The organism is Streptomyces sp. SID5464 (assembly GCF_009862985.1).
Classification (GTDB): Bacteria; Actinomycetota; Actinomycetes; order Streptomycetales; family Streptomycetaceae; genus Streptomyces; species Streptomyces chartreusis_D.
In genome coordinates this window covers 63,964-90,963 of the sequence record NZ_WWIQ01000049.1, presented here as the reverse complement: position 1 = coordinate 90,963, position 27,000 = coordinate 63,964, and the positions used below count along the sequence as shown (strand labels likewise).

General features: G+C 71.5%; 23 protein-coding genes and 2 pseudogenes. 9 read left to right on the top strand and 16 right to left on the bottom strand.

The features are described from left to right. The first annotated feature begins 32 nt into the window (after positions 1–32). From GTY47_RS23495 to GTY47_RS23475, 5 genes are all read left to right on the top strand, one after another. On the top strand, positions 33–1,367 hold the full coding sequence (locus GTY47_RS23495) for a hypothetical protein (RefSeq protein ID WP_010046762.1): 1,335 nt from the start codon (positions 33–35) through the stop codon (positions 1,365–1,367). Between the two features lie 17 nt (positions 1,368–1,384). Then, positions 1,385–3,976 (top strand): serine/threonine-protein kinase, encoded by a 2,592-nt coding sequence (locus GTY47_RS23490; RefSeq protein WP_029181648.1) that lies wholly within the window; start codon positions 1,385–1,387, stop codon positions 3,974–3,976. Between the two features lie 3 nt (positions 3,977–3,979). Then, positions 3,980–5,452, top strand: a complete 1,473-nt coding sequence (locus tag GTY47_RS23485) for a PP2C family serine/threonine-protein phosphatase (protein ID WP_010046759.1) — start codon at positions 3,980–3,982, stop codon at positions 5,450–5,452. Between the two features lie 100 nt (positions 5,453–5,552). Continuing rightward, positions 5,553–6,899: a VWA domain-containing protein gene (locus GTY47_RS23480; RefSeq protein ID WP_010046757.1), complete on the top strand. Its 1,347-nt coding sequence runs from the start codon at positions 5,553–5,555 to the stop codon at positions 6,897–6,899. A 32-nt stretch (positions 6,900–6,931) separates the two neighbouring features. Beyond that, complete coding sequence (locus GTY47_RS23475; RefSeq protein ID WP_040904173.1) at positions 6,932–8,377, top strand: FHA domain-containing protein; 1,446 nt, start codon at positions 6,932–6,934, stop codon at positions 8,375–8,377. 21 nt (positions 8,378–8,398) lie between these two features. Here the strand turns inward: GTY47_RS23475 and GTY47_RS23470 are convergent, their stop codons facing one another. Next, the gene (locus tag GTY47_RS23470) at positions 8,399–9,382 is read right to left on the bottom strand and encodes a methyltransferase domain-containing protein (protein ID WP_010046754.1); all 984 of its coding nucleotides are present in this window, start codon (positions 9,380–9,382) and stop codon (positions 8,399–8,401) included. A gap of 66 nt (positions 9,383–9,448) precedes the next feature. On the opposite strand from GTY47_RS23470, the gene GTY47_RS23465 reads away from it, so the two are divergent. Further along, a complete protein-coding gene (locus GTY47_RS23465; protein ID WP_010046752.1) occupies positions 9,449–9,862 on the top strand; it encodes a globin in 414 nt (137 codons plus the stop codon). Between the two features lie 21 nt (positions 9,863–9,883). On the opposite strand, the gene GTY47_RS23460 is transcribed toward GTY47_RS23465, so the two are convergent. From GTY47_RS23460 to GTY47_RS41160, 4 genes and pseudogenes are all read right to left on the bottom strand, one after another. Continuing rightward, positions 9,884–10,552 (bottom strand): hypothetical protein, encoded by a 669-nt coding sequence (locus GTY47_RS23460; RefSeq protein ID WP_010046750.1) that lies wholly within the window; start codon positions 10,550–10,552, stop codon positions 9,884–9,886. Next, entirely contained in the window at positions 10,549–10,962 is a 414-nt protein-coding gene (locus GTY47_RS23455; protein WP_010046748.1) for a thioesterase family protein, read from the bottom strand. Before GTY47_RS23455 ends, GTY47_RS23460 begins: the two co-directional genes overlap by 4 nt. A gap of 2 nt (positions 10,963–10,964) precedes the next feature. Then, positions 10,965–12,629, bottom strand: a complete 1,665-nt coding sequence (ettA, locus tag GTY47_RS23450) for an energy-dependent translational throttle protein EttA (protein ID WP_010046743.1) — start codon at positions 12,627–12,629, stop codon at positions 10,965–10,967. Between the two features lie 298 nt (positions 12,630–12,927). Further along, a pseudogene (locus tag GTY47_RS41160) lies at positions 12,928–13,233 on the bottom strand (hypothetical protein); the annotation flags it as partial. Positions 13,234–13,239: 6 nt separating this feature from the next. On the opposite strand from GTY47_RS41160, the gene GTY47_RS40375 reads away from it, so the two are divergent. Together GTY47_RS40375 and GTY47_RS23440 are read left to right on the top strand one after the other, a co-directional pair. After that, the gene (locus GTY47_RS40375) at positions 13,240–13,530 is read left to right on the top strand and encodes a peptidoglycan-binding protein (RefSeq protein WP_173937294.1); all 291 of its coding nucleotides are present in this window, start codon (positions 13,240–13,242) and stop codon (positions 13,528–13,530) included. A gap of 412 nt (positions 13,531–13,942) precedes the next feature. Beyond that, a complete protein-coding gene (locus GTY47_RS23440; RefSeq protein ID WP_010046741.1) occupies positions 13,943–14,710 on the top strand; it encodes a DUF1868 domain-containing protein in 768 nt (255 codons plus the stop codon). 605 nt (positions 14,711–15,315) lie between these two features. On the opposite strand, the gene GTY47_RS23435 is transcribed toward GTY47_RS23440, so the two are convergent. From GTY47_RS23435 to GTY47_RS23400, 8 genes are all read right to left on the bottom strand, one after another. After that, positions 15,316–15,537, bottom strand: a complete 222-nt coding sequence (locus GTY47_RS23435; RefSeq protein ID WP_029181646.1) for a hypothetical protein — start codon at positions 15,535–15,537, stop codon at positions 15,316–15,318. Positions 15,538–15,633: 96 nt separating this feature from the next. Then, the gene (locus GTY47_RS23430; protein ID WP_010046736.1) at positions 15,634–16,605 is read right to left on the bottom strand and encodes a BadF/BadG/BcrA/BcrD ATPase family protein; all 972 of its coding nucleotides are present in this window, start codon (positions 16,603–16,605) and stop codon (positions 15,634–15,636) included. Beyond that, entirely contained in the window at positions 16,596–17,861 is a 1,266-nt protein-coding gene (locus tag GTY47_RS23425) for a 6-phospho-beta-glucosidase (protein ID WP_010046734.1), read from the bottom strand. The genes GTY47_RS23430 and GTY47_RS23425 overlap by 10 nt, the downstream gene beginning before the upstream one ends. A 43-nt stretch (positions 17,862–17,904) precedes the next feature. Further along, positions 17,905–18,798 (bottom strand): carbohydrate ABC transporter permease, encoded by an 894-nt coding sequence (locus GTY47_RS23420; protein WP_010046733.1) that lies wholly within the window; start codon positions 18,796–18,798, stop codon positions 17,905–17,907. Then, positions 18,795–19,739 carry a sugar ABC transporter permease gene (locus tag GTY47_RS23415; RefSeq protein WP_010046732.1) on the bottom strand — a complete coding sequence of 315 codons (945 nt, stop codon included), beginning with the start codon at positions 19,737–19,739 and terminating at the stop codon, positions 18,795–18,797. The genes GTY47_RS23420 and GTY47_RS23415 overlap by 4 nt, the downstream gene beginning before the upstream one ends. 3 nt (positions 19,740–19,742) lie before the next feature. Next, positions 19,743–21,080: an ABC transporter substrate-binding protein gene (locus GTY47_RS23410; RefSeq protein WP_010046731.1), complete on the bottom strand. Its 1,338-nt coding sequence runs from the start codon at positions 21,078–21,080 to the stop codon at positions 19,743–19,745. A 56-nt stretch (positions 21,081–21,136) separates the two neighbouring features. After that, positions 21,137–22,348, bottom strand: a complete 1,212-nt coding sequence (locus GTY47_RS23405; protein ID WP_010046730.1) for an ROK family transcriptional regulator — start codon at positions 22,346–22,348, stop codon at positions 21,137–21,139. 232 nt (positions 22,349–22,580) lie between these two features. Continuing rightward, a complete protein-coding gene (locus GTY47_RS23400; RefSeq protein WP_010046727.1) occupies positions 22,581–23,693 on the bottom strand; it encodes a mechanosensitive ion channel family protein in 1,113 nt (370 codons plus the stop codon). Between the two features lie 313 nt (positions 23,694–24,006). Between GTY47_RS23400 and GTY47_RS23395 the strand changes: the two genes are divergently transcribed. Next, positions 24,007–24,543, top strand: coding sequence for an HNH endonuclease (locus GTY47_RS23395; RefSeq protein ID WP_010046718.1), 537 nt, complete (start codon positions 24,007–24,009; stop codon positions 24,541–24,543). A gap of 93 nt (positions 24,544–24,636) precedes the next feature. On the opposite strand, the gene GTY47_RS23390 is transcribed toward GTY47_RS23395, so the two are convergent. The 3 genes and pseudogenes from GTY47_RS23390 to GTY47_RS23380 form a co-directional block, all read right to left on the bottom strand. Next, entirely contained in the window at positions 24,637–25,989 is a 1,353-nt protein-coding gene (locus GTY47_RS23390) for an FtsX-like permease family protein (protein ID WP_010046716.1), read from the bottom strand. Then, positions 25,986–26,672: an ABC transporter ATP-binding protein gene (locus GTY47_RS23385; protein WP_010046714.1), complete on the bottom strand. Its 687-nt coding sequence runs from the start codon at positions 26,670–26,672 to the stop codon at positions 25,986–25,988. The genes GTY47_RS23390 and GTY47_RS23385 overlap by 4 nt, the downstream gene beginning before the upstream one ends. Beyond that, a pseudogene (locus GTY47_RS23380) lies at positions 26,669–27,000 on the bottom strand (PadR family transcriptional regulator); the annotation flags it as partial. The pseudogene GTY47_RS23380 and the gene GTY47_RS23385, both read right to left, overlap by 4 nt.

The following is a 27,000-nucleotide window of genomic DNA, read 5'->3' as shown; positions in this document are numbered from 1 at the left end:
CCAACCGGCACAACCGCAGCGAGAGGTGATCGATGGGCGTCACGGGATCCACCGGGCCGGTGATGGACCGGGACGAGGTGGACCGTGCGCTGGCGCGGCTCGGCGCGGAACACGAGGCGATCGAGACCTCGCTCCTCGCCCTCCAGGACCACGCGGGCCGCAGACTCCTGGAGGGCGCCGAGCTCACCGGCGTCACCCAGGAGCGCTGGACGTCCACGGAGGCGTCGATCACGTTGCTGTGGACGTACTTCGACGCCTACACGGACGCCTTGCGCACCGCCCGGGAGATCCGGGCCCGCCGCCGCTGGTCCAGCCGCGAGGACCTGGTGGAGCTGACGGAGCTGCTGAACGGCGAGTCGGTCACGGTCGCGGGCAGCGCCACGGCGACGGCCAACGCCCCGACGCTGCACGGCACGGGGAGCAAGCTCAGCGAACGCTACTCGCTCGCCACCCTCGTCGACCGGATGAACGAGCTGTACGCGACGAGCCTGGACATGGTCGTCGCGGCCGACGCGGTCTGGTCGGCGCTGCCGGCCCGGATCGACCTGCTGGCGGCCGAGCTCCAGCGCACCCGCCGACTGGCGCACTCGGTCGGTGTGCGCCCCGGCGAGCACCCGGCGGGCGACGACCTGGAGCGCATCACCCGCACGCTCACGAAGCTGCGCGAGCAGGTGGTCTCGGACCCGCTGGCGTTCTGGGTGGCCGCGGAGGGCAGTTCGGCTCCGGGCGGCGGCAGGCCGGACACGACGGTGTACGACCGGGAGGCGCGCGCCCTGGAGGACGTACGCCGGGAGATCGACGCGGTCCTGACCGTACGGCAGGACGCCGAGAAGCGGATCGTCAGACTGCGGGACGTCCTCAGCCGCGCGGACCGTACGCTCGCCGAGGCGCGCACCGCCCGCGGCGAGGTCCTCGCGAAGATCGCGGCGACGGAGGTGCCGGTCGTCAGCGGACCGCCGACCGCGTTGCAGGAGCAGCTGGCGGCGGCCGCCGAGTACCGCAGACAGGCCCAGTGGCACCGCCTGTCCCCGCTCCTGGAGTCGCTGGAGCAGAAGGCGGAGGACGAGCTGCTGCGCGCCCGCGAGTCGTTGACAGCGGTCACCGCGCCCCTCGCGGTCCGCGCCGAGCTGCGCGGGCGTCTCGACGCCTACAAGGCGAAGGTCGCCCGGCACGGCTTCGCCGAGGACGCGCTGCTGGTGGAGCGGTACGAGAAGGCCCGCCGCATGCTGTGGAGCGCCCCCTGCGACCTGCGCGCCGCCGAACAGGCCGTGCTGCGCTACCAGCAGGCCGCCGCGGAACTGCTCGGCGGCCCGCGGGTGCCGGACCAGGGCGTGCCGGAGGACGACCGGAGGGGGCCGGGCGCATGAGCGACGAGGGGGAGTCCATGAGTGGGGCACGCACATGTCAACGCCCCGCCTGCGGCGGCAGCTACGAAGACGTGGGCGGCGGCGAACTGTACTGCGACACCTGCGGCCTCGCCCCGGTCGTCGCGCCGAACGGCATGGTCGGGTCACCCCCCACCGGCATCACCGCCGGCGGCAGGGGCGGCTCACGCGGCTCGGGGGGCAGCGGCAGCTCCCGCTCCAGCAGCCGCAGTTCGCGAACGTCGTCCCAGTCGTCGAAGTCCCGCCGCTCGGTGTCGGGCCGCCTCTCGCGCTCCCTGTCGGGCAAGGCGACGGGCCGCTCGGTGTCGGTGCGCAGCTCCGGCTCCGCCGCCGGTTCCTCGTCCCGGGGCCGGCTGGGGGCGGGACTGGTCCAGGTCCCGCCGATCCCGCGGCCCGACCCGCGCGAAATGGTCCTGGACAACCCGGAAGTGCCCGAGCGGAAGCGGTTCTGCTCGCGCTCCGACTGCGGCGCCCAGGTGGGCCGTGCCCGCGGCGACCGGCCGGGACGTACGGAGGGCTTCTGCACCAAGTGCGGCCACCCGTACTCGTTCGTGCCGAAGCTGAAGGCCGGGGACGTGGTGCACGGCCAGTACGAGGTGGTCGGCTGCCTCGCGCACGGCGGACTGGGCTGGATCTACCTGGCCGTCGACCGGGCGGTCTCCGACCGTTGGGTGGTCCTCAAGGGCCTGCTGGACACCGGCGACCAGGACGCGATGGCCGCGGCGATCTCCGAGCGTCGCTTCCTCGCGGAGATCGAGCACGCCAACATCGTGCGGATCTACAACTTCGTCGAGCACCTGGACCAGCGCACGGGCTCCCTCGACGGCTACATCGTCATGGAGTACGTCGGCGGCAAGTCCCTGAAGGAGATCGCCAACGCCCGCCGCACCCCGCAGGGCAGGCGCGACCCGCTGCCGGTGGAGCAGGCCTGCGCGTACGGCCTGGAGGCCCTGGAGGCGCTCGGCCATCTGCACAGCCGCAACCTGCTGTACTGCGACTTCAAGGTCGACAACGCGATCCAGACCGAGGACCAGCTCAAGCTGATCGACATGGGCGCGGTGCGCAGGATGGACGACGAGGAGTCGGCCATCTACGGCACGGTCGGGTACCAGGCGCCGGAGGTCGCCGAGGCAGGCCCGTCGGTGGCGAGCGACCTCTACACCGTCGCGCGCACCCTCGCCGTCCTGACCTTCGACTTCCAGGGCTACACGAACGTCTACGTCGACTCCCTGCCGGACCCGGACAACATCGAGGTGTTCCGGCAGTACGAGTCGTTCTACCGCCTCCTGGTCCGCGCCACGGACCCCGACCCGGCCCGCCGGTTCGCCTCCGCGCAGGAGATGACCGAGCAGCTCACGGGCGTCCTGCGGGAGGTCGTCTCCCTCCAGACGGGCCGCGCCCGGCCCGCCCTGTCCACACTGTTCGGGCCTGAGCTGCGGGTCACGGACACGGAGTTGTTCCCGAAGCTGGACGGTGAGGTGTCCCGGCTCGGGGCGAGGGTGGTGCGGAAACGGCGCACCTCCGCGGCGGCGGCGCTCCCCGCTGTCCCCTCCCAGCCCCACGCCGCCCGGCTCGCTGCCGGGCCCGCGGGAGCCCCGACCGGGCCGGGCCCCGGCGGCGTGCAGAGCCTCCCCAGCCCCCACGGCTTCGTCAAACCCGTCGACACCGCAGCCGCCGCCCTCGCCCTCCCCGTCCCCCGCGTCGACCCGTCCGACCCCAACGCCGGCTTCCTGGCGGGCCTGATGACCTCGGCCCCGGCCGAGCTGCTCGGCGCGCTCGCGGCGGCTCCGGCCCCCTCGATCGAGACAAGGCTGCGGCAGATCCGGGCCTGGCTGGAGACCGGCGATCCGCCCGCCGCGCTGGAGGCGCTGGTCACGCTGGAGGGGGAGCGGCCCGACGACTGGCGGGTGGTCTGGTACCGGGGCGTGGCCGCGCTGGTGACGGGCGACGACGAGGGCGCCGCGCTCGCCTTCGACGCGATCTACGACGCCTTCCCCGGCGAGATCGCGCCCAAGCTGGCGCTGGGCCTGTGCGCGGAGGTGCTGGGGCAGCTCGACAACGCCGCCGAGTACTACCGGCTGGTGTGGTCGACCGACCCGAGCTATGTGAGCGCCGCGTTCGGGCTGGCCCGCGTGCAGTTGGCGACCGGGGACCGGCGCAGCGCCGTACGGACGCTGGAGTCGGTCCCGGAGTCCTCCATCCACTACACGGCCGCGCGCGTGGCCGCCGTCCGCGCGCGGCTCCGGCAACGCACGGCGACCGCGTCCGACGTACCGTTCCTGGAGGACCTCACGGCCGCCGCGGCGCAGGTCGAGGCCCTGGAGGCGTACGGTCTGGATCCGGCGCGCCGCGAGCAGTTGTCGGCCGAAGTCCTCGGCTGCGCGCTGGACTGGGTACTCTCCGGGGGCCAGGGTTCCGCCCCTCCCGCCGCCGGAGGACGGACGCTGCTCGGCAGCGGCCTGGACGAGCGGGGCCTGCGTTTCGGCCTGGAACGCTCGTACCGCACGCTGGCCCGGCTGGCGCGCGGCGGCGAGGAGAGGATCGACCTGGTGGAACGTGCCAATCGTTACCGCCCCCGGACGTGGGTGTAGTTGATGTCGCAGATGCCCCAGTTGTCCGCCTGCCCGAGTTGCGAGGAACCCCTCGAGTCGGGTGACCGTTTCTGCGGCGCGTGCGGATACGACCTGTCCGCCGTGCCGGCACGGCCGGCGGACAACCCGACCATCGCCATGAACGGCTCGGTGCCCGCGCAGGGCGCTCCGGCCGGTGCGTATCCCGAGCCGCCGTCGGTGCCGCCCGCCGGCACGGCCTGGCCCGGCGCCGGGCCGGACGGCACGGGCGGATCGCAGGCGGCGCACCTGCCGACGGACCTCCCGGGCACGGACTCGGGCGGCTCCGCGCTGCCCCTGGATCCACCCCCGCCCCCCGGTGCCCCGCCGGCCGCGGGCGTCCGCTTCGACCATTCGGCCCGGGCCGAGGCACACCCCCAGGCCGACGGCCACCCCACGGCGCCCGGCGGTTACGCCCCACAGCCCGGGGGATATCCGGCACAGTCAGAGACCTACCAGGCACAGCAGCCCGACGAGTACCTCCTCCAGGCACCGGACCCACGGGTGTCCGCCGACCCGGCGGCGCAGGCCGCGGGCGCCGGCGGCAAGGTCTGCGTGGCCTGCCGGGCCGGCCGCGTGGACGACGACGGCTACTGCGAGAACTGCGGCCACGCCCAGCCGCGCGAACGGGACCACATGGAGCAGGAGTCCGGCCCGGTGGCCGCGGTCAGCGACCGCGGCCTGCGCCACCACCGCAACGAGGACGCGTTCGCCATCGGCGGTACCGCGCTGCCGGACGGCTCACCCGCCTCCGTGGCGATCGTCTGCGACGGTGTCTCCTCGGCGACCCGCCCCGACGACGCCTCGATGGCGGCGTCGAAGGCGGCGAGCGAGGCACTGCTGGCCGCCCTGCCGCGCGGCACGCACCCGCAGCAGGCGATGCACGACGCGATCATCGCCGCATCGCGCGCGGTCAACTCGCTCGCCGCGGAACCCGCCACGGCCCGCGAGCACGCCCCGCACCAGAACGCCCCCGCGTGCACCATCGTCGGCGCCGTCGTCACATCGGGTCTGCTGATCGTCGGCTGGGTCGGCGACAGCCGCGCCTACTGGGTCCCGGTCGACCGGAGCGCACCCCCCGCCCGGCTCACCGAGGACGACTCGTGGGCGGCGCAGATGGTCGCCGCGGGCCTGATGAGCGAGGCCGAGGCCTACGCCGACGAGCGCGCCCACGCGATCACCGGCTGGCTCGGCGCGGACGCCTACGAACTGGAACCGCACACCGCCGCGTTCAAGCCCGACCGGCCCGGCGTGGTCGTGGTCTGCACCGACGGCCTGTGGAACTACGCGGAGGCGGCCGACGAGATGGCCAGGGTCGTCCCGCTCGACGCGGCCGCGCATCCGCTGCACAGCGCCCGGGTGCTCGTCGGCCACGCCCTGGACGGCGGGGGCCACGACAACGTAACAGTGGCCCTCGTGCCGTTCCCGGCCGTCTCCCAGGGGGCAGGATCGGCCTGAGGCCGCGTTACGGGGGCGGCTCAGCGGACCGGAGGGGACCGGTCCGCCCACCGTCATCACCCCGCTCCGGTGGGGGCTTTCGAGGGGGATCGAAGCAGGCATGGCCAATTTCTCGAAGTCGAACGTGCCCCAGTTCTCGGTGGACGTGTACCAGAACGAGTACCTGCCGGAGGGCGCCGGCGAGGTCAACGCCATCGTCACGGTGACGGCGACCGGCGGCGGCACGATCGGCAGCGCGGTCTCCGCGCCCCACCTCTTCTCGCCCGGCCGGGGCCCGTCCGCGGCCGTGGCGATCATGGTCGACTGCTCGGGGTCGATGGACTACCCGGCGACCAAGATGCGCAACGCCCGCGACGCCACGGCCGCCGCGATCGACACCCTGCGCGACGGCGTGCACTTCGCCGTGATCGGCGGGACGCACGTGGCCAAGGAGGTCTACCCGGGCGGCGGGACCCTCGCGGTCGCCGACGCCACCACCCGCGAGCAGGCCAAGAAGGCGCTGCGCTCGCTCAGCGCGGGCGGTGGCACGGCCATCGGCACCTGGCTGAAACTGGCCGACCGCCTGCTGTCCTCCGCCGACGTCGCCATCCGGCACGGCATCCTGCTCACCGACGGCCGCAACGAACACGAGGCGCCCCAGGACCTGAAGGCCGCGCTCGACGCGTGCGCGGGGCGCTTCACCTGTGACGCGCGCGGCGTGGGCACCGACTGGGAAGTGAAAGAAGTCACAGCGATCGCCTCCGCCCTGCTCGGCACCGCCGACATCGTCGCCGACCCGGCCGGGCTCGCCGCCGACTTCACGCAGATGATGGAGACGGCGATGGGCAAGGAGGTCGCGGACGTCTCCCTGCGGCTGTGGACCCCGGTCGGCACCACTGTGAAGTTCCTCAAGCAGGTCGCGCCCACGGTCGAGGAACTGACCGGCCGGCGCACCGAGGCGGGACCGCGCGCCGGCGACTATCCCCTGGGTTCCTGGGGAGACGAGTCCCGTGACTACCACGTCTGCGTCGAGGTCCCGGCCGCGAACATCGGGCAGGAGATGCTGGCGGCCCGGATCTCGCTGGTCATTCCGCAGCCCGACGGCACCGTCCAGAACCTCGGCGCGCAGGGCCTGGTCCGTGCCGTGTGGACGGACGACATGGTCGCCTCGACGTCGATCAACCCCCAAGTCGCCCACTACACCGGGCAGGCGGAATTGGCGCAAGTCATCCAACAAGGGCTGGATCTTCGCAAGTCAGGAGATATAGACGGAGCAACGGCCAAACTGGGCCGGGCCGTTCAGCTCGCGAGTGCCTCCGGGAACGCCGATACTGCGAAACTGCTTGCGAAGGTGGTGGACGTGGTCGATGCCGCGACCGGTACTGTGCGACTGAAGGCGAAGGTCGAGGAGGCCGACGAGATGACGCTCGAGACCCGGTCCACCAAGACTGTTCGCGTGAAGAAGTGACCTAGAAGGAATCGAAGGAGGGACGCGCCGACATGCCGACCTGCCCGAACGGACACCAGTCGGGTTCCGACGACTGGTGCGAGGTCTGCGGTCACCGCATGGCGGGTGCCGTGCCTCCGCCTCCTCCCCCGCCGCCCCCGCCCGGCGGCTACGGCTTCCCGCCCCCGGGCGGCCCAGGGGGCCCTGGCGGCCCTCCCGGCGGCCCCGGTGGCCAGCCCGGTGGGCGTCCTCCGCACCTGTCCGCCGTACCGAACGCCGAGCCTGAGCTCTGCCCGCAGTGCCGTACGCCGCGTGAGGGCGGCGCACCGTTCTGCGAGGAGTGCCGGTGGAACTTCCTGACGAACACGGCGACTTCGTACACCCCCGCCGCCCCGCCCCCGCCCGGCCCGGGCGTGCGTTTCCAGCCGCCGGGCCAGCCCGGTCGGTCCGGTCCTCCCGGCCCGTCGGGTCCGTCGTACGGCGGCGGTGACTCGTACGAGTACCAGGGCTCCCGCCCGTCGCAGGTGAACCGCCCGGCCGAGCCGATCCCGCCGTTCGGCAGCGACCCGTCGGGCCACCCCGGGCCCGGCGGCCCCGGCGGTCGTCCCGGCCCGGGTGGCCCCGGCGGTCCTGGTGGCCCTGGTGGTCCTCCCGGCCCGCCCGGATTCGGTCCCGACCCCTCGCGGCAGGCCCCACCGCCGCCCGGCCCCGGAGGTCCCGGAGGTCCCGGTGGCCCCGGCGGCGCTCCGCAGGGCTTCCAGCAGTCCGGCCCGCCGGCTCCGCCCGGGTTCCCGCAGGAGACCCGGCGTCCGCAGCAGGGCGGTCAGTCCTTCGGCGGCGGCGGTGACGACTGGGTGATCCCCCCGCCGTCGCCCACCGGCCCGGGCGGCGGCCCTGGCGGGCCCGGTGGCCCCGGCGGCCCCGGTGGTGGTCAGGGCGGCGGCTACGGCTATCCGCAGCCCGGCGCCACCCAGGCCCCGCCCGGCCCCGGTGGTGGTCAGGGCGGTGGCTACGGCTACCCGCAGCCCGGCGCGACGCAGGCCCCGCCCGGCCCCGGCGGCTTCCCGCAGCAGCCCCAGGCGCCCCAGGGGCCGGCGACCTGGACCGCGACCATCGGCCCGGACCGTGAGTACTTCATGGCGATGATGCAGCGCTCAGGACCCGAGGCCGCGGGCCTGAACCTGCCCGCGTACTCGCCCGAGCAGCAGCGCACGCTCACCGGCAACCAGATCACGATCGGCCGCCGCCGGCACTCCACCGGCGACACCCCCGACATCGATCTCTCGGTGCCGCCGGAGGACCCGGGCGTCTCGCACCAGCACGCGGTGCTGGTCCAGCAGCCCGACGGCAGTTGGGCGGTCGTCGACCAGAACTCGACGAACGGCACGACGGTCAACGGCTCGGAGGACCCGATCCAGCCGTTCGTCCCCGTACCGCTCCAGGACGGCGACCGGGTGCACGTGGGCGCCTGGACGACGATCACGATCCGCCGGGGCTGAGAGCCCCGGCCGGCGGCCTCGTCAGGTCGGGAGGGGCCAGGCGTACGGCCCCTCCGGGTCGTCCAGCCAGGCCCACTCCCGGTCCCCGCTGACCGTGATGCCGTAGCGTTCGCGCTGCGGCCTGCCCTCCTGCTCCCACAGCGAGTGCGCCTCCTGCGGGTCGAGGGTGCCGCGCGTCAGGGCCAGCAGAAAGCGGAACAGGTCGTCCTCCCGGGCCCTGCGCGGTACGCCGCCCAGCTGGAGCGGCTCGCCCCCGGGCCGGCTCCCGCCGCGCAGCGGCACGAAGTAGGCGGGCGTGTGCAGGAAGCGCCCCTCGGCATGTGTGGCGTCGCTCACCCTGAGCACGACCAGCCCGGTGGCGAGCGGCATCAGGATCCGGCCACCGGGGCGGCTCTGGGCGATCCAGGCGCGCGGCACGGTGCTCAGCGCGCAGGTGGCGATGATCCGGTCGAACGGCGCGCGCTCGGGCACGCCCCGGGCGCCGTCGCCGGTGACGACGACCGGCTGGTACCCGGCCGCGGCCAGGTGCCGGCGGGCCGACTCGGTGATCTCCGGGTCGAGATCGACGGTCGTGACGCGGTCGTCGCCCAGCCGGTGGGCGAGCAGCGCGGCGTTGTAGCCGGTGCCGGCGCCGATCTCCAGGACCGTGTTCCCGTCCTCGACGCGCAGCGCGGCCAGCATGTCCGCCATCAGGGACGGCTGGCTGCTGGAGGACAGCAGTTCGCCGTCGCGCAGCCGGGTCGCCAGCGGGGTGTCCTCGTAGGCGCCCCGTATCCACCGCTCACGCGCCTGCGGGTCGGGGCTCTCGCCCCACCGGCGTTCGTACCCGCCGGCGACGCCGACGTAGTAGTACGGCACGAAGAGGTGACGCGGGACCGCCGCGAACGCCTCCCGCCACACCGGGTCGGTGGCCCAGGCGCCGCTCGCGTCGATCCGGCGCACCAGCGCCGCCCGCGCCGTGGCGGCGAGATCGTCCTGTTCCCTGTCGGGTGCATGCCCGCCCATACCCCCACAGTAAGGGCATCGGGGCCGGTCCTAGGCCTTGAGTCCTATGCCCCCGCGTCTGAGAGCATGGAGGGCGTGAGAGAGATTCGGCGCGGCACGCTTCAGGAGCAGACCTTCTACGAGCAGGTCGGCGGGGAGGAGACCTTCCGTCGGCTCGTCCACCGTTTCTACGAGGGAGTCGCCGAGGACCCACTGCTGCGGCCCATGTACCCCGAGGAGGACCTGGGTCCGGCCGAGGAGCGCCTCACGCTCTTCCTCATCCAGTACTGGGGCGGCCCCACGACGTACAGCGACAACCGCGGCCACCCGCGCCTGCGGATGCGGCACGCGCCCTTCACGGTCGACCGTGCGGCGCACGACGCCTGGCTGAAGCACATGCGGGTCGCCGTCGAGGAACTCGGGCTCTCCGAGGAGCACGAGCAGACGCTGTGGAACTACCTGACGTACGCGGCGGCGTCGATGGTGAACACCCCGGGCTGACCCGAAGGGGCGTGGTGACGGTCAGCGGACGCTGACGTCCAGCGCCCCGAGCCCGGTCCGCCGTACGGCGATCGACCCGTACGGCGTGCGCAGCCTGAGCCACGCGCCCGACGAGAACAGCGCCAAGGGCACCCCGGGGCGCAGGAACCCGAGCGACTGCGCCGCGTGCACGGCCCGGACCGGGAGCCGGGTGTCGCCGACCGTACGGGACCAGATGTCCCGCCCGATCCGGTCCAGTTCGGCCCGCGTGCGCCGCTCGGCCGGCAACTCCTGCGTACGGGAGCGGAACTCGGCGACGGCGGCGGCCACGAGGGACCGCAGCGCGTCGGGCTCCGGCAGCCCCGGCTCGGGCCGCCAGCCGCCGCGCGGCGGCAGCAGGCCCGCCCACGGCGGCCCGGTCACCGCGCCCGGCACGACGGCCGTCGCGCCCCTCTCGTCCACCGACTCCAGCAGCTCACCGGCGGACACGGTCACGTCCAGCGTGACGTCGAGCCCGTCCTCGTACGGCTTCGCCAGCCGCACCGCGCGCACGGCCAGCACCTCGAAGGACGGCGGCCGCCCGAACACGGCGAGGGCGGTGCCGGCCGCCTGGAGGCGCACGGCGGCCCCACGGTCGTAGTGGAGCAGCCGGGAGAGGAAGGCCGCGAGATCCGCCGCCTCCCCCTCGTCGGCGAGGTGGAGCACCGTCATGCGGCGACGGCCTCCTCCTCGTCGTCGTCCGTGTACTCCCGGAGGAACTCCCGTTCCTCCGGGGTGAGGCGGCGCGGGCGCTGTGCCTCGAAGTCGAACGGCACGATGACCGTCGAGGCCCGGACGTAGACCAGGTCGTCGTCCTTCACCTCGTAGGTGAGGGTGAAGGACGCCGCCCTGATCTCCGTGACCCACAGCTCGATGTCCACCGGGGTGTGCCGGTGGACCAGCTGCCGCTTGTAGTCGATCTCATGGCGTGCCACCACGGACCCCTGCTTGAAGTCCTTCTCCGGGCGGAACAGGAAGTCGATACGGGCCTCCTCCAGGTAACGGAGGAACACCACGTTGTTGACGTGGCCGTACGCGTCCATGTCCGCCCAGCGCAGCGGGCAGCGGTAGATGTGCCGCAAGATCAGCCCCGGGTCAGCTTCTTGTAGGTGGCGCGGTGCGGACGCGCGGCGTCCGGGCCGAGCCGCTCGATCTTGTTCTTCTCGTACGACTCGAAGTTGCCCTCGAACCAGAACCACTTTGACTCGCCCTCGTAGGCGAGGATGTGCGTGGCGATGCGGTCGAGGAACCACCGGTCGTGGGAGACGACGACGGCGCAGCCGGGGAACTCCAGCAGCGCGTTCTCCAGGCTGGAGAGGGTCTCGACGTCCAGGTCGTTGGTCGGCTCGTCGAGGAGCAGCAGGTTGCCGCCCTGCTTGAGGGTGAGCGCGAGGTTCAGCCGGTTGCGCTCACCGCCGGAGAGCACACCGGCCGGCTTCTGCTGGTCCGGCCCCTTGAACCCGAAGGCGGAGACGTACGCGCGGCTCGGCATCTCGACCTGGCCCACGTTGATGTAGTCCAGCTCGTCGGAGACGACCGCCCACAGCGTCTTCTTCGGGTCGATGTTCTCGCGGCTCTGGTCGACGTACGAGATCTTGACGGTGTCGCCGACCTTGATCTCGCCCGAGTCGGGCTGCTCGATGCCCTGGATCATCTTGAACAGGGTCGTCTTGCCGGCGCCGTTCGGGCCGATGATGCCGACGATGCCGTTCCGCGGCAGCGTGAAGCTGAGGTCGTCGATGAGGACCTTCTCACCGAAGCCCTTGCTGAGGTTGTTGACCTCGACGACGACGTTGCCCAGGCGCGGGCCCGGCGGGATCTGGATCTCCTCGAAGTCCAGCTTCCGCATCTTGTCGGCCTCGGCGGCCATCTCCTCGTAGCGGGCGAGGCGCGCCTTGGACTTGGCCTGCCGCCCCTTGGCGTTGGAGCGAACCCATTCGAGCTCCTCCTTCAGCCTCTTCTGCCGCTTGGCGTCCTTCTGGCCCTCGACCTTGAGACGGGCGGCCTTGGTCTCCAGGTACTTGGAGTAGTTGCCCTCGTAGGGGTAGAGGCGGCCGCGGTCGACCTCGCAGATCCACTGGGCGACGTTGTCGAGGAAGTACCGGTCGTGGGTGACCGCCACGACGGTGCCCGGGTACTTGGCGAGGTGCTGCTCCAGCCAGTTCACGGACTCGGCGTCGAGGTGGTTGGTGGGCTCGTCGAGCAGCAGCAGGTCGGGCTGCTCCAGCAGCAGTTTGCACAGCGCGACGCGGCGGCGCTCACCACCGGACAGGTTGACGACGGGCCAGTCGCCGGGCGGGCAGCCCAGGGCGTCCATGGCCTGCTCCAGCTGGGCGTCGAGGTCCCAGGCGTTGGCGTGGTCGAGCTGCTCCTGGAGCTTGCCCATCTCGTCCATGAGCTCGTCGGTGTAGTCGGTCGCCATCTGTTCGGCGATCTCGTTGAACCGGTCGAGCTTGCCCTTGATCTCGGCGACACCCTCCTGGACGTTCTCCAGGACGGTCTTCTCCTCGTTCAGAGGGGGCTCCTGGAGCAGGATGCCGACCGTGTAGCCGGGGGTGAGGAAGGCGTCACCGTTGGACGGCTGCTCGATCCCGGCCATGATCTTGAGGATGGTCGACTTGCCGGCGCCGTTCGGGCCGACGACGCCGATCTTCGCTCCCGGGTAGAAGCTGGTCGTCACGTCGTCGAGGATCACCTTGTCGCCGTGCGCCTTACGCGCCTTGCGCATGGTGTAAATGAACTCAGCCAAGAGAAACCGTCCGGCAGCTTGAATACGGCAGTGGGCAGATACACCCCATCTTGCCGTACCGCCACCCCTGGGTGGAAACGCGAATGGTTCGGGGGCTCTGACCTGGGCCTTTGTGTTGGACGACGGGGACTCGCCTGTCACTGCCGGTCGCCGTTGGCCGGCCTCGGGCACCCTGACACGGCCCGGAGACGGCCCAGGGGTGATCACTCGACGGCAGCGTTGTACGGGGTCGGGCCACCGTCGCGACGTGAACGGCAGGACTGACCGCCCTCACCGCTTGCCAGACGTGGACGCACAGAGGTCCCGGCTGTTCCACGGCGTGGCTGACGGTGACACCGATCGCGGCCATGCGTTTCACGACACCGGCCCCGGCGTGTGGGCCTCCCTCGGGGAGAACGACGAACTCGTACGACGTCCTGACGCACAGGTCGCCCTCGGCGATGCCCGGCCGGGCCGCGATGTCGGCCGGGGCCGCACCTTTCGTGCGGATGTGTGCGGCATCCACGCACGCTCCGCCGGGACTCGGAATCAGACGCGCTAATCGCATGAACTTACCTAATCGCAAAGGCGTGAACATGCCGGCAATGGTGGATACGCCTAACATGCACGCATGAGTGCAGAAGACGGCTACGTTCCCTTTCCAGGTTCCGAATGGTTCAAAAGTGCGCCGACCAGCCCGATCATCAGGATGATGGCAATGCGCCTGGTCGAAGAGGGGTGCACCGAATTTGGTCCGGTCGGCCCACCCTCGGCCCACCCGCTCAGTGGACGTCGGTGGACGACACACCACCGCGACTCCTACGCCAGGTGGCAGCGGAAGCTCGGGTACCGGGGTGCGGACGCGGACGGCTGGCCGGGAGCAAGGTCCTGGGCCAAGCTCCGGGTGCCTTATTCGGAGTGACGGTAACTGAATGTGCTGAGCTCCCGGAACGGCTGAAGCACGACGGCGTGCACGCCCGCCTCACAGGGAACACCGTCGCGATCCGCGTTTCCACATTCCAGCTTGCTCGGATTGCAATTGGCTCAAGCGCGACGAGCGGCCTGTGAAGGAACAAGACCAGACACTTAATCCATACGTTGACGACGTCACAGATACCCAGTCGTGCCGCCGTGACCAGCGTGGAGCGCCCCCTCCTCTTTCTCGACGTGGATGGTCCGCTTCGTGCCGTGGAGTCGCACCAGGACCCTCACCCGTGACTTCAACGTGTGCTTGGCTCGGTGTCCGCCGACCGTTCACTTCCGTGACTGAGTCTGTAGCTCCCCCCAGCCCTTTGACCCACGGGAGCGTCATGACCGCGATCAATCGTCGAAGCATGCTGCTCGGTGCCGCCGGTGCCACCGCCGCTGGTCTGGCCCTCGCCGGACCCGCCGAGGCCACCGGGAGCGACGGCAAGCGTGAGCCGCTCAACGCCGGTCCGGGGAAGAAGTGGGACCTCGACGGCAATGCCCAGCGCTTCCGTGGCAACACCGTCGTCTGCCCCGTGCCTCAGGACTCGGCCTTCTTCCACGCCGAGAAGCAGGCCCAAGAAATCATGAAGCGGTCGTCGCTGGCCGACCAGTACGTCTGCCTACCGCACAACAGCATGCACATGACCGTCTTCGACGTGGTCGCCCAGGACGCAGTCGTCAACAAGCAGCTGCCGCCGTGGTTGGCGGACTGCCGGGACATGACGGAGATTTCACAGCGAGTTCTGGCGCGCCTTCAAAAGTCTCACCTGACGCCGCTCGGCCCGATCACCATGAAGGTCAAGGGCTTCCGCCCCTTCGACGCGAACTTCACCATGGACCTCGCCCCGGCTGACGACACCACGTTCAACATGCTGTGGACGACTCGTCGGGAGCTGCGGGACCTGCTCGACATCCGTGCCGCGAACTTCGACACCTACCAGTTCCACTCGACCATCGGTTACCGCTTGGTCAAGCCACTGCCGTCGGACGTGCCCGCGATGGAGAAGATCGCCGCGGACATGGCCGGGCTTTTCACCGGCGCGGCCGCGACCGTGACCTTGGAGCCTGCGGCGTTCAACCTGTTCGACGACATGCTGGCGTTCCCGCAGGTGTGGCTGCTGCCGCGTGCCTGACACCTGGCCGCGCGTCAGCGATTCACGGGCTTCCTCCGCAGGCCTTCTCCCGCTGTACAGCCCTAGCTCGAGCGTGTAGAACGACGCCGTGACGACTCAACCGACGCGGGCGATGTGGTGGGCCGAACTGGCGGTCTTCCTCGCCGGGGCGGCGGCGACCCTCGCGCTGATCATGTTTCTGTTGTCGCGGACAGCCGGGCACCACCCGGTCTCCCTCGGCGTCGGACCCTCATCCGTGCTGCTCGCTCTGTCCGTCGGTGTCGGCCTCTTCTGCAGCGGTCGGTTCAGGGCGTGGGGGTTGCGCCGTCGGGCTGCAGCCCTTGCCAAGCGATCTTGAAACGGTGAGGGGGCACTTTCATGCCCTCTCGTGGCGAGTTTTGAGGTCAGTGCCGGTCGCCGTTGAGGGGCTCCGGCGCTGTCGCGCTGTCGTCCTCTCCGAAGTCCGGGGCCTGGAAGGGGTTCGTGGTCGGCGGCGGTGAGGCCGTGGCGGTACTCCGGGGTGCCCCTTCCGGGGCGGAGAACAGCGAGGTCAGATCGATGGGAGGTCTCCTTCTGGTGCCAAGCCCCCGGAGGGACCTGGTGTGCCGTGACCGGGCACAGCGGTGTCAGAGCTTGGTCATCTTGGCGTACGGGCTCAGGATCCGATGCTGGGCCGAGCCGAAATCCACGAGGACCGCGATTCCGTCCTCGATGCCGATGACCCGGCCGAGGCCGTACATGTCGTGTGTGACCTGGTCGCCCACAGCGAAGTGCTTGGGAGCTGGAATGACCGGGGCCCTGAAGGGGCTGGTGGGCAGATGGCGCTTCGGTGCAGCAGGCTTTGTCATTGCCCCTAGTATGCGCCCTCGCGTGTTCCGGTGCCTGTGGCTGTCCATGTTCCGCTGTCCGGCACGGCCCCGGCCCGCCTCGGGCACGTGCCTCTCTCACGTCCCGTAGTGCGACCGCAGGCGCTCCTGCGCCCCCGTCCCGGCTCCCACCCTGTCCAGCCCCAGCAGCGCCGCGCCGAGGACAGGGCCGGCCGTGACGACCTGCGGGGTCGCCTTGGGGGCTCGGTCGGCCAGGACGTCGGCGATCCTGCCGTTCAGCTGCGGGTGCTGGGCGGCCAGCACCCCGCCGCCCAGGAGGACGGGCGTCGGCTCGTCCAGCAGGTCCAGGCGGGTCAGGGCCACCACGGCCATCGCGACCACTTCGTCCGCCTGGCGTTCCACGATCGCGCGGGCGACCGGGTCGCCGTCCGCCGCCGTCGCGAAGAGGACCGGCGTCAGCTCGTGGCGACGGGGCTGCTCGATGTCGCCCAGGTGCAGTGCCTCGATGAGGGCGTACATGGAGGGCAGGCCGAAGTGGGCGGGGAGGGTGTGGGCCAGGGCCGTGGCATCGCCACGGCCGTCCTCCGCGCGAGCCGCGTGCCACAGCGCCTCCTCCGACAGGCCCCAGCCGCCGCCCCAGTCGCCCGAGACCCTGCCGAGCGCCGGGAAGCGGGCCGTGCGGCCGTCGGGGCGCATGCCGACGCAGTTGATGCCCGCGCCGCAGACGACCGCGACACCGCGGGGTTCCGTCACACCGGCCCGCAGGACGGCGAAGGTGTCGTTCCGGACCGTCACCGTCGGGCCCCAGCCGCGCGCGTGCAGAGCGGCCGCCAACTGGTCCTCCTCGACCGGGAAGTCGGCGTTGGCGAGGCAGGCCGAGACGTGGTCGACGGAGGGGAGACCGGCGGTGGAAAGGGCCTGGGCGACCGTGTCGGTCAGGGTGTCCATCGCCGCGTCCAGGCCTACCGCGGGTGGCCGGAAGCCGCCCCCGCGTGCCGTGGAAAGGACCTCTCCGTCCGCCGTCACGATCGCGACGTCCGTCTTGCTGTTGCCGGCGTCGATGGCGAGGACACGTGCGGTCAGGCCCACGCGAGGTGCTCCCGGTTGTGTGCGATCAGCCGGTCGGTGAGTGCCTCGGCGTACTCGTACTGGCCGATGAGGGGGTGCGAGAGGAGGGCCCGGAAGACGCGGGTCCGGCCGCCGTGCAGGGCCGCCTCCAGGGCCAGGTCCTCGTAGGCCGTCACGTTCGCCATCAGGCCCGCGTAGAGGGGGTCCACGGACGGGACCGGGAGGGGGGACGCCCCCTTCGCGCCCACCGCCGCCTGCACCTCGATCACCGCGTCGTCGGGGAGGAACGGGAGCGTGCCCCGGTTGTACGTGTTCACCACCTGGTAGGGGGTGCCGCCGCCGCCCAGCAGGGCCGCCGCCAGGTCGACCGCCGCCTCCGAGTAGTAGGCGCCGCCCCGTTCGGCGAGCAGGGCCGGCTTCCCGTCCAGGGACGGGTCGGCGTACAGGGTCAGCAACTCGCGTTCCATGGCCGCCACTTCGGCCGCGCGGGACGGCTTCGTCCCGAGTTCTCGTACGACCTCGTCGTGCGCGTAGTAGTAGCGCAGGTAGTACGACGGGACCACGCCCAGGCGGTCGAGCAGGGCGCGGGGGAGGCGCAGGTCCGCCGCGATCCTGTCGCCGTGCCGGGTCAGGAGTCCGGGCAGGACGTCCTCGCCTTCGGGGCCGCCGAGGCGTACGCCCGTTTCCCAGGTGAGGTGGTTGAGGCCCACGTGGTCCAGGTGGACCTCCGGGGGCTCGACGCCCAGCAGGCCCGCGAACTTGCGCTGGAGGCCGATCGCCACGTTGCACAGGCCCACCGCCTTGTGGCCCGCCCGGAGCAGGGCGCGGGTCACGATGCCGACCGGGTTCGTGAAGTCGATGATCCAGGCGTGGGGGTTGGTGCGGCGTACCCGGTCCGCGATGTCCAGGACCACCGGGACCGTGCGCAGGGCCTTGGCCAGGCCGCCGGCGCCGGTCGTCTCCTGGCCCACGCAGCCGCACTCCAGGGGCCAGGTCTCGTCCTGTTCCCGGGCCGCCTGGCCGCCGACGCGGAGTTGGAGGAGTACCGCGTCCGCGCCGTCGACCGCCTGGTCGAGGTCGGTCGTGGTGGTGATGCGGCCGGGGTGGTCCTGGCGGGCGAGGATGCGGCGGGCGAGGCCGCCCACCAGGTCCAGGCGGTCCTGCGCCGGGTCCATCAGGACCAGTTCCTCGACGGGCAGGGTGTCCCTCAGGCGGGCGAAGCCGTCCACGAGTTCGGGGGTGTAGGTCGAGCCTCCGCCGACCACGGTGAGTTTCATTGCGTCCAACCCTTTGCTTGCGTCTGACCTTTGCGCCGGTGAGCTAACCCTTGACGCCGGTGAGCGTGACACCCTCGACAAACGCCTTCTGGGCGAAGAAGAACACGAGGATCACGGGGGCCATCACCAGCACGGTGGCGGCCATGGTGAGGTTCCAGTCGGTGTGGTGGGCGCCCTTGAACGACTCCAGGCCGTAGGACAGGGTCCAGGCGCCCGGGTTCTCCGAGGCGTAGATCTGGGGTCCGAAGTAGTCGTTCCACGCGTAGAAGAACTGGAAGAGGGCCACTGCGGCTATGCCCGGTTTCGCCATCGGGAGCACGACCTTCAGGAGGGCGCGCAGGTCGCCGCAGCCGTCCACCTTGGCCGCGTCCAGGTACTCGTCGGGGATCGTGGTGAGGAACTGGCGCAGCAGGAAGATCGAGAACGCGTCGCCGAACGCCATGGGGATGATCAGCGGCCAGAGCGTGCCGGACAGGTCGAGCTGCTTCGCCCAGAACAGGTACATCGGGATGATGATCACCTGCGGCGGCAGCATCATCATCGAGATGACCAGCATCAGGGCCAGGTTTCGGCCCCGGAAGCGGAACTTCGCGAGGGCGTAGGCCACCGGGATCGAGGAGATCACGGTGAGCGCCGTGCCCAGGACCGCGTAGCACAGGGTGTTCCGCCACCAGGTGAGGAAGCCCGGGGTGTCGAAGACCCTGCGGTAGTTGTCCCATTCCCAGGTGTGCGGGATCAGGTCGCGGCTGAGTGCCTGGCTGTCGCTCATGAGCGAGGTGAGCAGGACGAACAGGAAGGGGAGGGTGAAGAAGAGGGCTGCCGCGACGCCCAGGGAGTGGATCGCGATCCACTCCAGGAACGCCCTGCGGTGGGCCGTGCGTTCCGCGGGGGAGGGCGGTGCCTTCAGCACCAGTGGCTTGTCCAGTAGTTGCGTCATCGTTCACCTGCCTGGATCAGACCGCCCTTGCGGCGCATCAGCAGCGCGGTGAAGGCCATGGAGAGGGCGAAGAGGATCAGGGCGACCACGCAGGCGGAGCCGTAGTCGAAGCGCTGGAAGCCCAGGTTGTAGACGAGTTGGGGGAGGGTGAGCGTGGACTTGTCCGGGTAGCCGGGCTCGAACTGGGTGCCCGCGCCCTGGATCACGCCCGAGGCGACCTTCCCGGCGATCAGTGGCTGTGTGTAGTACTGCATGGTCTGGATCACGCCGGTGACGACCGCGAACATGACGATCGGGGAGATGTTCGGGAGCGTGACGTAGCGGAAGCGCTGCCAGGGTGTCGCGCCGTCCAGTTCCGCCGCCTCGTACTGCTCCTTCGGCACGTCCAGCAGCGCGGCCATGAAGATGACCATCAGGTCGCCGATGCCCCAGAGGGCCAGGAGGGTGAGGGCCGGCTTCGACCAGGTGGGGTCGTTGAACCAGCCGGGGGCGGGGAGCCCGGTCCTCTCCAGGAGGGAGTTGACCGGGCCCGTGCCGGGGTTGAGGAGGAAGGCGAAGGCCATGGTGGCCGCCACGGGCGGGGCCAGGTACGGCAGGTAGAAGAGGGTGCGGAAGACACCCGTACCCGTCTTGATCTTGGTGATCAGCAGGCCCACGCCCAGGCCGAAGGCGACCCGGAGCGTGACCATGACGAGGACCAGCCACAGGGTGTTGCGCAGGGCGGGCCAGAACAAGGGGTAGTGCTCGAAGACGTACGTCCAGTTCTTCGTGCCGGTCCAGGCGGGCGGCCGGAAGCCGTCGTAGTGCATGAAGGAGAAGTAGACGGTGGAGACCAGGGGGTAGGCGAAGAAGACCGAGAAGCCGATCAGCCAGGGGGAGAGGAAGGCGAGGGTGCGGAGCGTCGAGCGGCGGTGTTTCGCGCGCAGAGTATGGGTGCTCATGGCCTACTTCGCCTGCGCGATGTCCGTGTCGATCTGCCGGGCGGTGTCCCGAAGGCCCTTCTTCAGGTCGGTGGCCTTGCCGCTCTCGTAGGCGTAGCCGAACTCCTGGATCGTGGTGAGGTAGACGCCGCCGTTGACGGAGGCGGGGGCGGTGGTGGAGTCCGGGTTCGCGGCGATCTCCAGGAACGTCTTGAAGCGCGGGTCGTACTTCAGCTTCGGGGACTTCAGGGCCGCGAGCGTCGAGGGCACGTTGTGGATGGCGTTGGAGAAGTTCACCACCGCGTCCGTGTCGGTGGTCATGTACTTCACCAGCTCCCAGGCCGCGTTCTGCTTCGTGCTGGTCGCGGCGATCCCGGCGATGGTGCCGGTGATGTAGCCCTTGCCGTACTGGTCGGCCTGGTCGTCGGGGACGGGCAGCGGGGCCACGCCGATGTCGAACTTCGGCTTGGTGTCCAGGGCCATGCCCAGGCGCCATTCGCCGTCGAGCTGCATGGCGACCTGGCCGGTGTGGAAGGGGTGCTTGGGGCCCCACTCGTCGCCGAGCCCGGAGCGGTAGGTCTCCAGCTTGCGGTAGCCGCCGAGGGCGTCGACCAGCTTCTTCTGGACCCTGAAGGCCTGTGCGAAGGCCGGGTCCTCGGCGACGTTCGACTTGCCGTCCTTGTCGAAGTACGTGGGGGAGAACTGGCCGAGGTAGTGCTCGGTGGTGGTCTCCCAGCCGTGGTAGTTCGGCATGAAGCCGAGCTGCTCGTAGGAGTCGCCCTGGGGGATCGTCAGCTTCTTTGCGACCTCCTCGAACTCGGACCAGGTCTTCGGCGGGGCGGCGATACCGGCCTTCTTGAACGCCGTCTTGTTGTAGTAGAGGCCGTACGCGTCGCCGAGGAGGGGCACCGCGCAGCGGTCCCCCTCGAACTGGGTGTACTCGTTCATCGCCTTCGGGAAGGTCTTCTCCGGGTCGATGCCCGACTTCTCGAAGAACGGGTTGAGGTCCACCAGGGCACCGGACGAGCAGAACCTCCCGACGCTGTTCGTGGTGAAGGACGAGATCACGTCCGGAGCCTTGCCGCCGCCGGTGCGCAGGGCCTGGTTGATCTTGTCGTCGGTCATGTTGCCGACGACGTTCACATGGATGGTGGGGTGCGTCTTCTCGAAGCCTGCGACCAGGTCCTTGACGGCCTTCACCTCCGACGGCGCGCTCCAGGCGTGCCAGAAGTTGAGGGTCGTCTCCTTGGACGCGTCGTCGCTCGTACCCGCGTCCGACTGGCCGGTGCACGCGGTGGCGAGGAGGGCGAGGCAGGCGGAGGCGGCGAGCGCGAAGGTCGCTTTTCTGGATGTTCCGGGCATGGCGGAGCTCCCTGAGGTACGGGGAAGAAGGGAAATACCGGGGGAGGGGGGTGGGTTCAGCGGGAGGTGTCGAAGACCTCGTCGCGCGTGGTCGCGAGCGCGCTCTCCAGCGCGCCCCGCAGCACGGGGTGTTCACGGACGTCACCCACGACCAGGCGCGGGCGGGACGCGGCCAGTTCCTCCAGCTCGGCCTGGACGAGGGCGCGCAGCGCCTCGCCGCCCGAGGTGAGGGACGCGCCGCTCAGCACGACGAGCTCGGGGTCGAGGACCGAGACGAGGGAGGCCAGACCGGTGGCCAGCCGGGTCGCGTAGGTCCGCAGGAGGTGGCGGTGCGGTTCGTCGTCGGCCTCGGCGGCCCGGGCCACCAGGTGTGCGGCGGCCTCGGCGTACGGGCCCGGGGGGATGTCCTCGATGCCGAGTTCGCGGGCCAGCCTGGGGACGGCCTGGGAGCCGGCCAGCTCCTGGTAGCCGCCGCTGTTGGCCTTGGTGACCTGGCGGACCAGGGGCGTGCCCGGCACCGGCAGGAAGCCGACCTCGCCGGCGCCGCCGGTCCAGCCGCGGTGCAGCCGGCCGCCCAGGACCAGGGCGGCGCCCAGGCCCTCCTGGTTCCACAGCAGCACGAAGTCCGTGTGGCCCCGGGCCGCGCCCAGCCGCTGTTCGGCGAGCGCGACCAGGTTGACGTCGTTCTCGTACTCGAACGGCATCGGCAGGGCCGCGGCGAGTTCGTCCAGGAGGGTGGGGGAGTGCCAGCCGGGGAGGTGCGAGGCGTAGCGCAGGCGGCCGGTGGTGGGGTCGAAGGCGCCGGGTGTGCCGATGACGAGCCGGTGGACGTCGTCCCGGGCGAGGCCCGCCGCCTTCACCGCGCCGTCCAGGGCGTCGGTGACCTGCTGGACGACGGGGGTGCCGGTGCGTCGGCCGGGGGTGGGCAGCTCGTGGCGCCCGACCGTACGGCCGGTGATGTCGGCGACGGCGGCGAGGATCCGGTGGGGGGTGACGTCGAGTCCGGCGGCGTAACCGGCCGCCGGGTTGACCTCGTACAGCTGGGCGTTCGGGCCCGGCCGGCCTTCGGTGGTGCCGGTGGCCAGGACGAGGCCCGCGGCCTCCAGGCGGGCCAGGAGCTGGGAGGCGGTCGGCTTGGACAGGCCGGTGAGCTTGCCGATCCGGGTGCGGGACAGCTGCCCGTGCTCCAGCAGCAGGTCCAGGGCGGCCCGGTCGTTCATGGCGCGCAGGACGCGCGGGGTGCCCGGCGTTCCGGCGGTTCCTGCCATGCGTGTCCACACCTGCCCTTCGGCTGCTCAGCTTCTCAGTGATCCGGCGGGGAAGTCCATCGGGCGACCGGTCTCCGACCCACTGTTAGGAAACTTTCCTATCGGTGGGGAGGAACGTAAGCCCGGCGCCCGGCGGGCGTCAAGAGGGGACGGGCCCGGCAACGCGGTCGTTACCCGGGCACGCGAAAGGGCGGCACCCGGGTGATCCGGGTGCCGCCCCTCTTGGTGACGGTTACTTCGTGGTGCTCGTCGGCGGTGCGACGGGCGTGAGCGGGGACGCCGCCGCCGACTGCGGGGACGCCGAGTTCGCGTACACCGACGGGGCCGCCATGCCCGCCGTCGGGTCGGCGGGGGCTTCCTCCACCGGGGCCGTGGCCCCGCCGACGATCCGGATGTCCGCCGCGTCGAACGCCCGCTTGATGCGCCAGCGCAGTTCGCGCTCCACGGTCAGGGACTTGCCGGGCATGGTCTTGGCGGAGACGCGCACCACCATGGAGTCCAGCAGGACGCTGTCCAGGCCGAGGACCTCGATCGGGCCCCACAGCAGCTCGTTCCAGGGCTCCTCGGCGCTCATCTTCCCGGCGACCTCGTCCAGCGTCGCCTTCACCTTGTCCAGGTCCTCGCCGGCATGGACGGTGACGTCGACATTGGCCGTCGCCCAGCCCTGGGACAGGTTGCCGATGCGCTTGACCTCGCCGTTGCGGACGTACCAGATCTCGCCGCCGTCGCCGCGCAGCTTGGTCACACGCAGGCCCACCTCGATCACCTCTCCGGAGGCGACGCCCGCGTCGATGGTGTCGCCGACGCCGTACTGGTCCTCCAGGATCATGAAGACGCCGGAGAGGAAGTCCGTGACCAGGTTGCGGGCGCCGAAGCCGATCGCGACACCGGCGACACCGGCCGAGGCCAGCAACGGGGCCAGGTTGATCTGGAAGGTGCCCAGGACCATCAGCGCGGCCGTGCCGATGATCAGGAACGACGCCACCGAGCGCAGCACCGAGCCGATCGCCTGCGAGCGCTGGCGACGGCGCTCGACGTTGACCAGCAGCCCGCCGAGCCCGGAGCCGTCCACGGACTGGCCGGTCCGGTTCATCCGGTCTATCAGCTTGGTGATCGCGCGCCGGACGACGACCCGCAGTACGGCCGCCACCACCACGATGAGCAGGACCCTCAGGCCGATCGCGAGCCACGTCGACCAGTTCTGCTCGACCCAGCCGGCGGCGTTCGTGGCGCTCTCCTGGGCGTCCTGGAACGAGGGCACTCTCGGGGTCTCCGACTCCGAGGGGGTCGGCGACGGCGACGGGCCGGCGGCCAGCAGGACGGCGTCCGCAACGGACAAGGACACGGCAGGTACCTCCAGGTGCAGCGGTCTGCCCCGGTGCGGTGGTTCAGGGGGGTCAAGGTCACGACTGGGTCACCGAAGGGGCAGAACCACCACACTAACGGGGCATTGTGTGTGCTCCCGCGGGATGTGTGAAGGAGAGACCGTGCTCACCTGGGCTTGAACAGGCCATGATCCGGGGGATGAATCAGATGTGGTCGAAAACACTCCCAGCCCGTTACGGGGACATGGTGGCGCTATCACCAGGCATGAGGGGAGACTGACTACGAATCGTCCCGGCGCGAGCCACGCGCCGCCGGCGTCCAAGGAGGCATCCGTGCCGCACGTCCTGGTCCTCAACGCGTCGTACGAGCCGCTAGGTGTCGTACCGCTCCGCCGCGCGCTCGTCCTCGTCCTCGAGAACAAGGCCGTATGCCTCGAGGAGTCCGGCGCCTATCTGCACAGCGCGACCGTCACAGTCCCCGCACCCAGCGTGGTCCGGCTCAAGCGATTCGTCCGGGTTCCCTATCGGGGGCCCGTTCCACTGACCCGCCGGGCGCTGTTCGCCCGTGACGGGGGCCGGTGCATGTACTGCGGTGGCGTCGCAACCAGCGTCGACCACGTCATCCCGCGCAGCCGCGGGGGCAAGCACGTCTGGGACAACGTGGTGGCGTCCTGCCGCCGCTGCAACCACGTGAAGGCCGACCGTCACCTCTTCGAGATCGGCTGGCGGCTGCGCCACAAACCCGCTCCGCCCTCCGGCCTGGCCTGGCGCATCATCGGGACCGGGCATAGGGATCCGCGCTGGCTGCCGTACTTGCAGCCGTACGGCGCGGACGACGCCTTGGCCCGGATCGACGGCATTTCCGCCTGACGAGGATCCGGGCCTTCGTATTGCCGCGTGCGGCCGGCCGACCGGCCCGGGGAACCCCCGTTCCCCCGGGCCGGCCGGTCGTGAGGAGGGCGCTTACGCGTACCGCAGCTCCCCGGGGCGTACCGCGCGGCGCAGCAGGGGCAGCGAGCCGGCCGCGGCCAGCAGGCAGGCGGCGTAGACGGCGACCGGTACCAGGGAGATCGCCCAGGGCACCGGACGGCCGGCGAGCAGGGCGTACCACGTGCCGATGGCCAGCCCGCCCATGCCCGACAGCAGCACGGCCGGGGCGAGCGGCAGCGCGGTCTCCAGCAGCAGGGCCCGGCCGAGCACCGTGCGCGGCACCCCGGCGGCGGCCTGCGCGGCCAGGCCCCGGCGGCGGGTGGCCAGGGACTCGGCGCTGCCGACGGCGAGACCGGACAGGGTGATCGCGAAGGCGATGGCGATGGCGGCGCCGGTGAGGTCGAGGCCGGTGGTGTAGTAGGACGCGGGTTCGGAGAAGTTCCGGGTGCGCACCACGTCGCCCAGCACCTGCCGGACGCCCATGAAGGCGGTCCCGACTGCCGTCACCAGCAGCACCGCGGCATGCGTGCGGGCGGCCGACCAGGGGTCGTCGCGCAGCCGCTCCGCCGCGATCAGCGTCGCCGCCGACCGGGCCCGGACCGCGAGGATCCGCCCGGTCGCCTTCGCGGTGGCCCCGGAGAGCCACACCGCGCCCGCGCCGACCGCGAGGACCACGCCCGCCACCGTCAGCGGCAACCCGCCGCCCGGCCGGTTGGAGGCCGCCGGGGACGTGGTGCCCGCGGTCAGCAGCGCCAGCACCGCGACGAGCAGGACCCCGGCCAGGAACAGCAGCCCGGGCCCCCGTCCGGTGCGCGGCCCGACCCGGCGCACCCAGCCGAGCGGGGAGGCCACGACCCGGCGCAGCGCCAGCGCGCCCGCCGTCGCGCCCAGTACCGGTACGGCGACGGCGACCAGGGCGATGCCCACCCAGGCCAGGACGGTCGGCCGGTCCCACTGTCGCAGCAGGAGCAGCACCGCGAGGACGGTGGCGACCGCCGAGCCCAGCAGGCAGGCCAGCCCGGTCTCCAGCGCGGCGATCCGCCGCACCTGCCAGGGCGTCGCCCCGGCCAGCCGCAACCCGGCGAGCCGCCGGTCGCGGTGCACGGCGCCGATCCGGGCGCACTGGCCGAGGAACCCCAGCACCGGCACGAGCAGGAGCAGCAGGCCGACGATCACGCCGGACCGGGTGCCGGGCTGGTCCAGCAGGCCCGCGCCGGCGGACATCCGGTAACTGCCGCGCAGCGCGGCCAGGGTGACGGCGGCCAGCGCGAACCCCGTCGCGAGCGCGGCGCCCGTCGCCGTCAGCGTCACCCGCCACCACTCCCGGCGATCGGAACCACGGGTGAGCTCCCAGGCGAGGCGGAGATCGGCACGCAGGGACCTCATGCCGTCACCCCCAGCGGCGCCACGGCCCCGTCCCGCAGCTGGACCTCCCGGTCCCCGTACGCCGCCACCTGGGCGTCGTGGGTGATCAGCAGGACCGCCGTGCCCGACTCGCGGGCCGTGTGGACCAGGGCCGTCATGACCTGTTCGCCGGCGAGGGAGTCCAGGGCCCCCGTCGGCTCGTCGGCGAAGACGACCTTCGGGCCGGTGACCAGGGCCCGGGCCAGCGCGGTCCGCTGGGCCTGACCGCCGCTCATCTCGCCCGGCCGCAGGTCCTGCTGCCCGCGCACGCCGAACCGCTCCAGCCACTCACCGGCCAGGCTCCGGGCCCGGGCGCGGGCGGTGCCGGCCAGCAGCAGTGGCAGGGCGACGTTGTCCAGGGCCGTCAGCTCAGGGATGAGCTGCCCGAACTGGAACACGACGCCGAACTCGGTCCGCCGCAGCTCGCTCAGCCGCTTCTCGGGCAGGTCCGCCAGCCGCCGGCCGTCGTACGTCACCGAGCCCTCGTCGGGCCGGACGATGCCGGCCAGGCAGTGCAGCAGCGTCGACTTCCCGCTGCCGCTCGCGCCGGTCACGGCGAGGATCTCCCCAGGGTGCAGGTCGATGGACGCGCCGCGCAGGGCGGGCGTCCTGCCGTGCGCCTTGGTGAGGCCGCTCGCCGAGAGGAGAGGCACGGGTTTGCTCATGCTGCGTCGACCTCCGCGGTCAGGGTGGTGAGCCGGGCCGCCGTGGTGCTCATCCAGCGGAGGTCGGCGTCGAGGTGGTTGAGGGCGTAGTCCGCCGAGAGCACGGTCGCCAGATCCGCGCCCTGCGCGGCCTTGAGGGCCGTGAGCTGCCGCATCCGCTCCATGTGGGCGGCGCGCTGGGTGCTCAGATACGCGGCGGGGTCGCCGCCCGAGAGGATGGCCACGACGACCTTGGCGAAGATCTCGTTCGCCACGAAGGGCGCGGGCGGCGTGATCTCCCCGGCCCACCGGGACAGTTCGCGCGTCCCCTCGTCCGTGGCGCGGTACA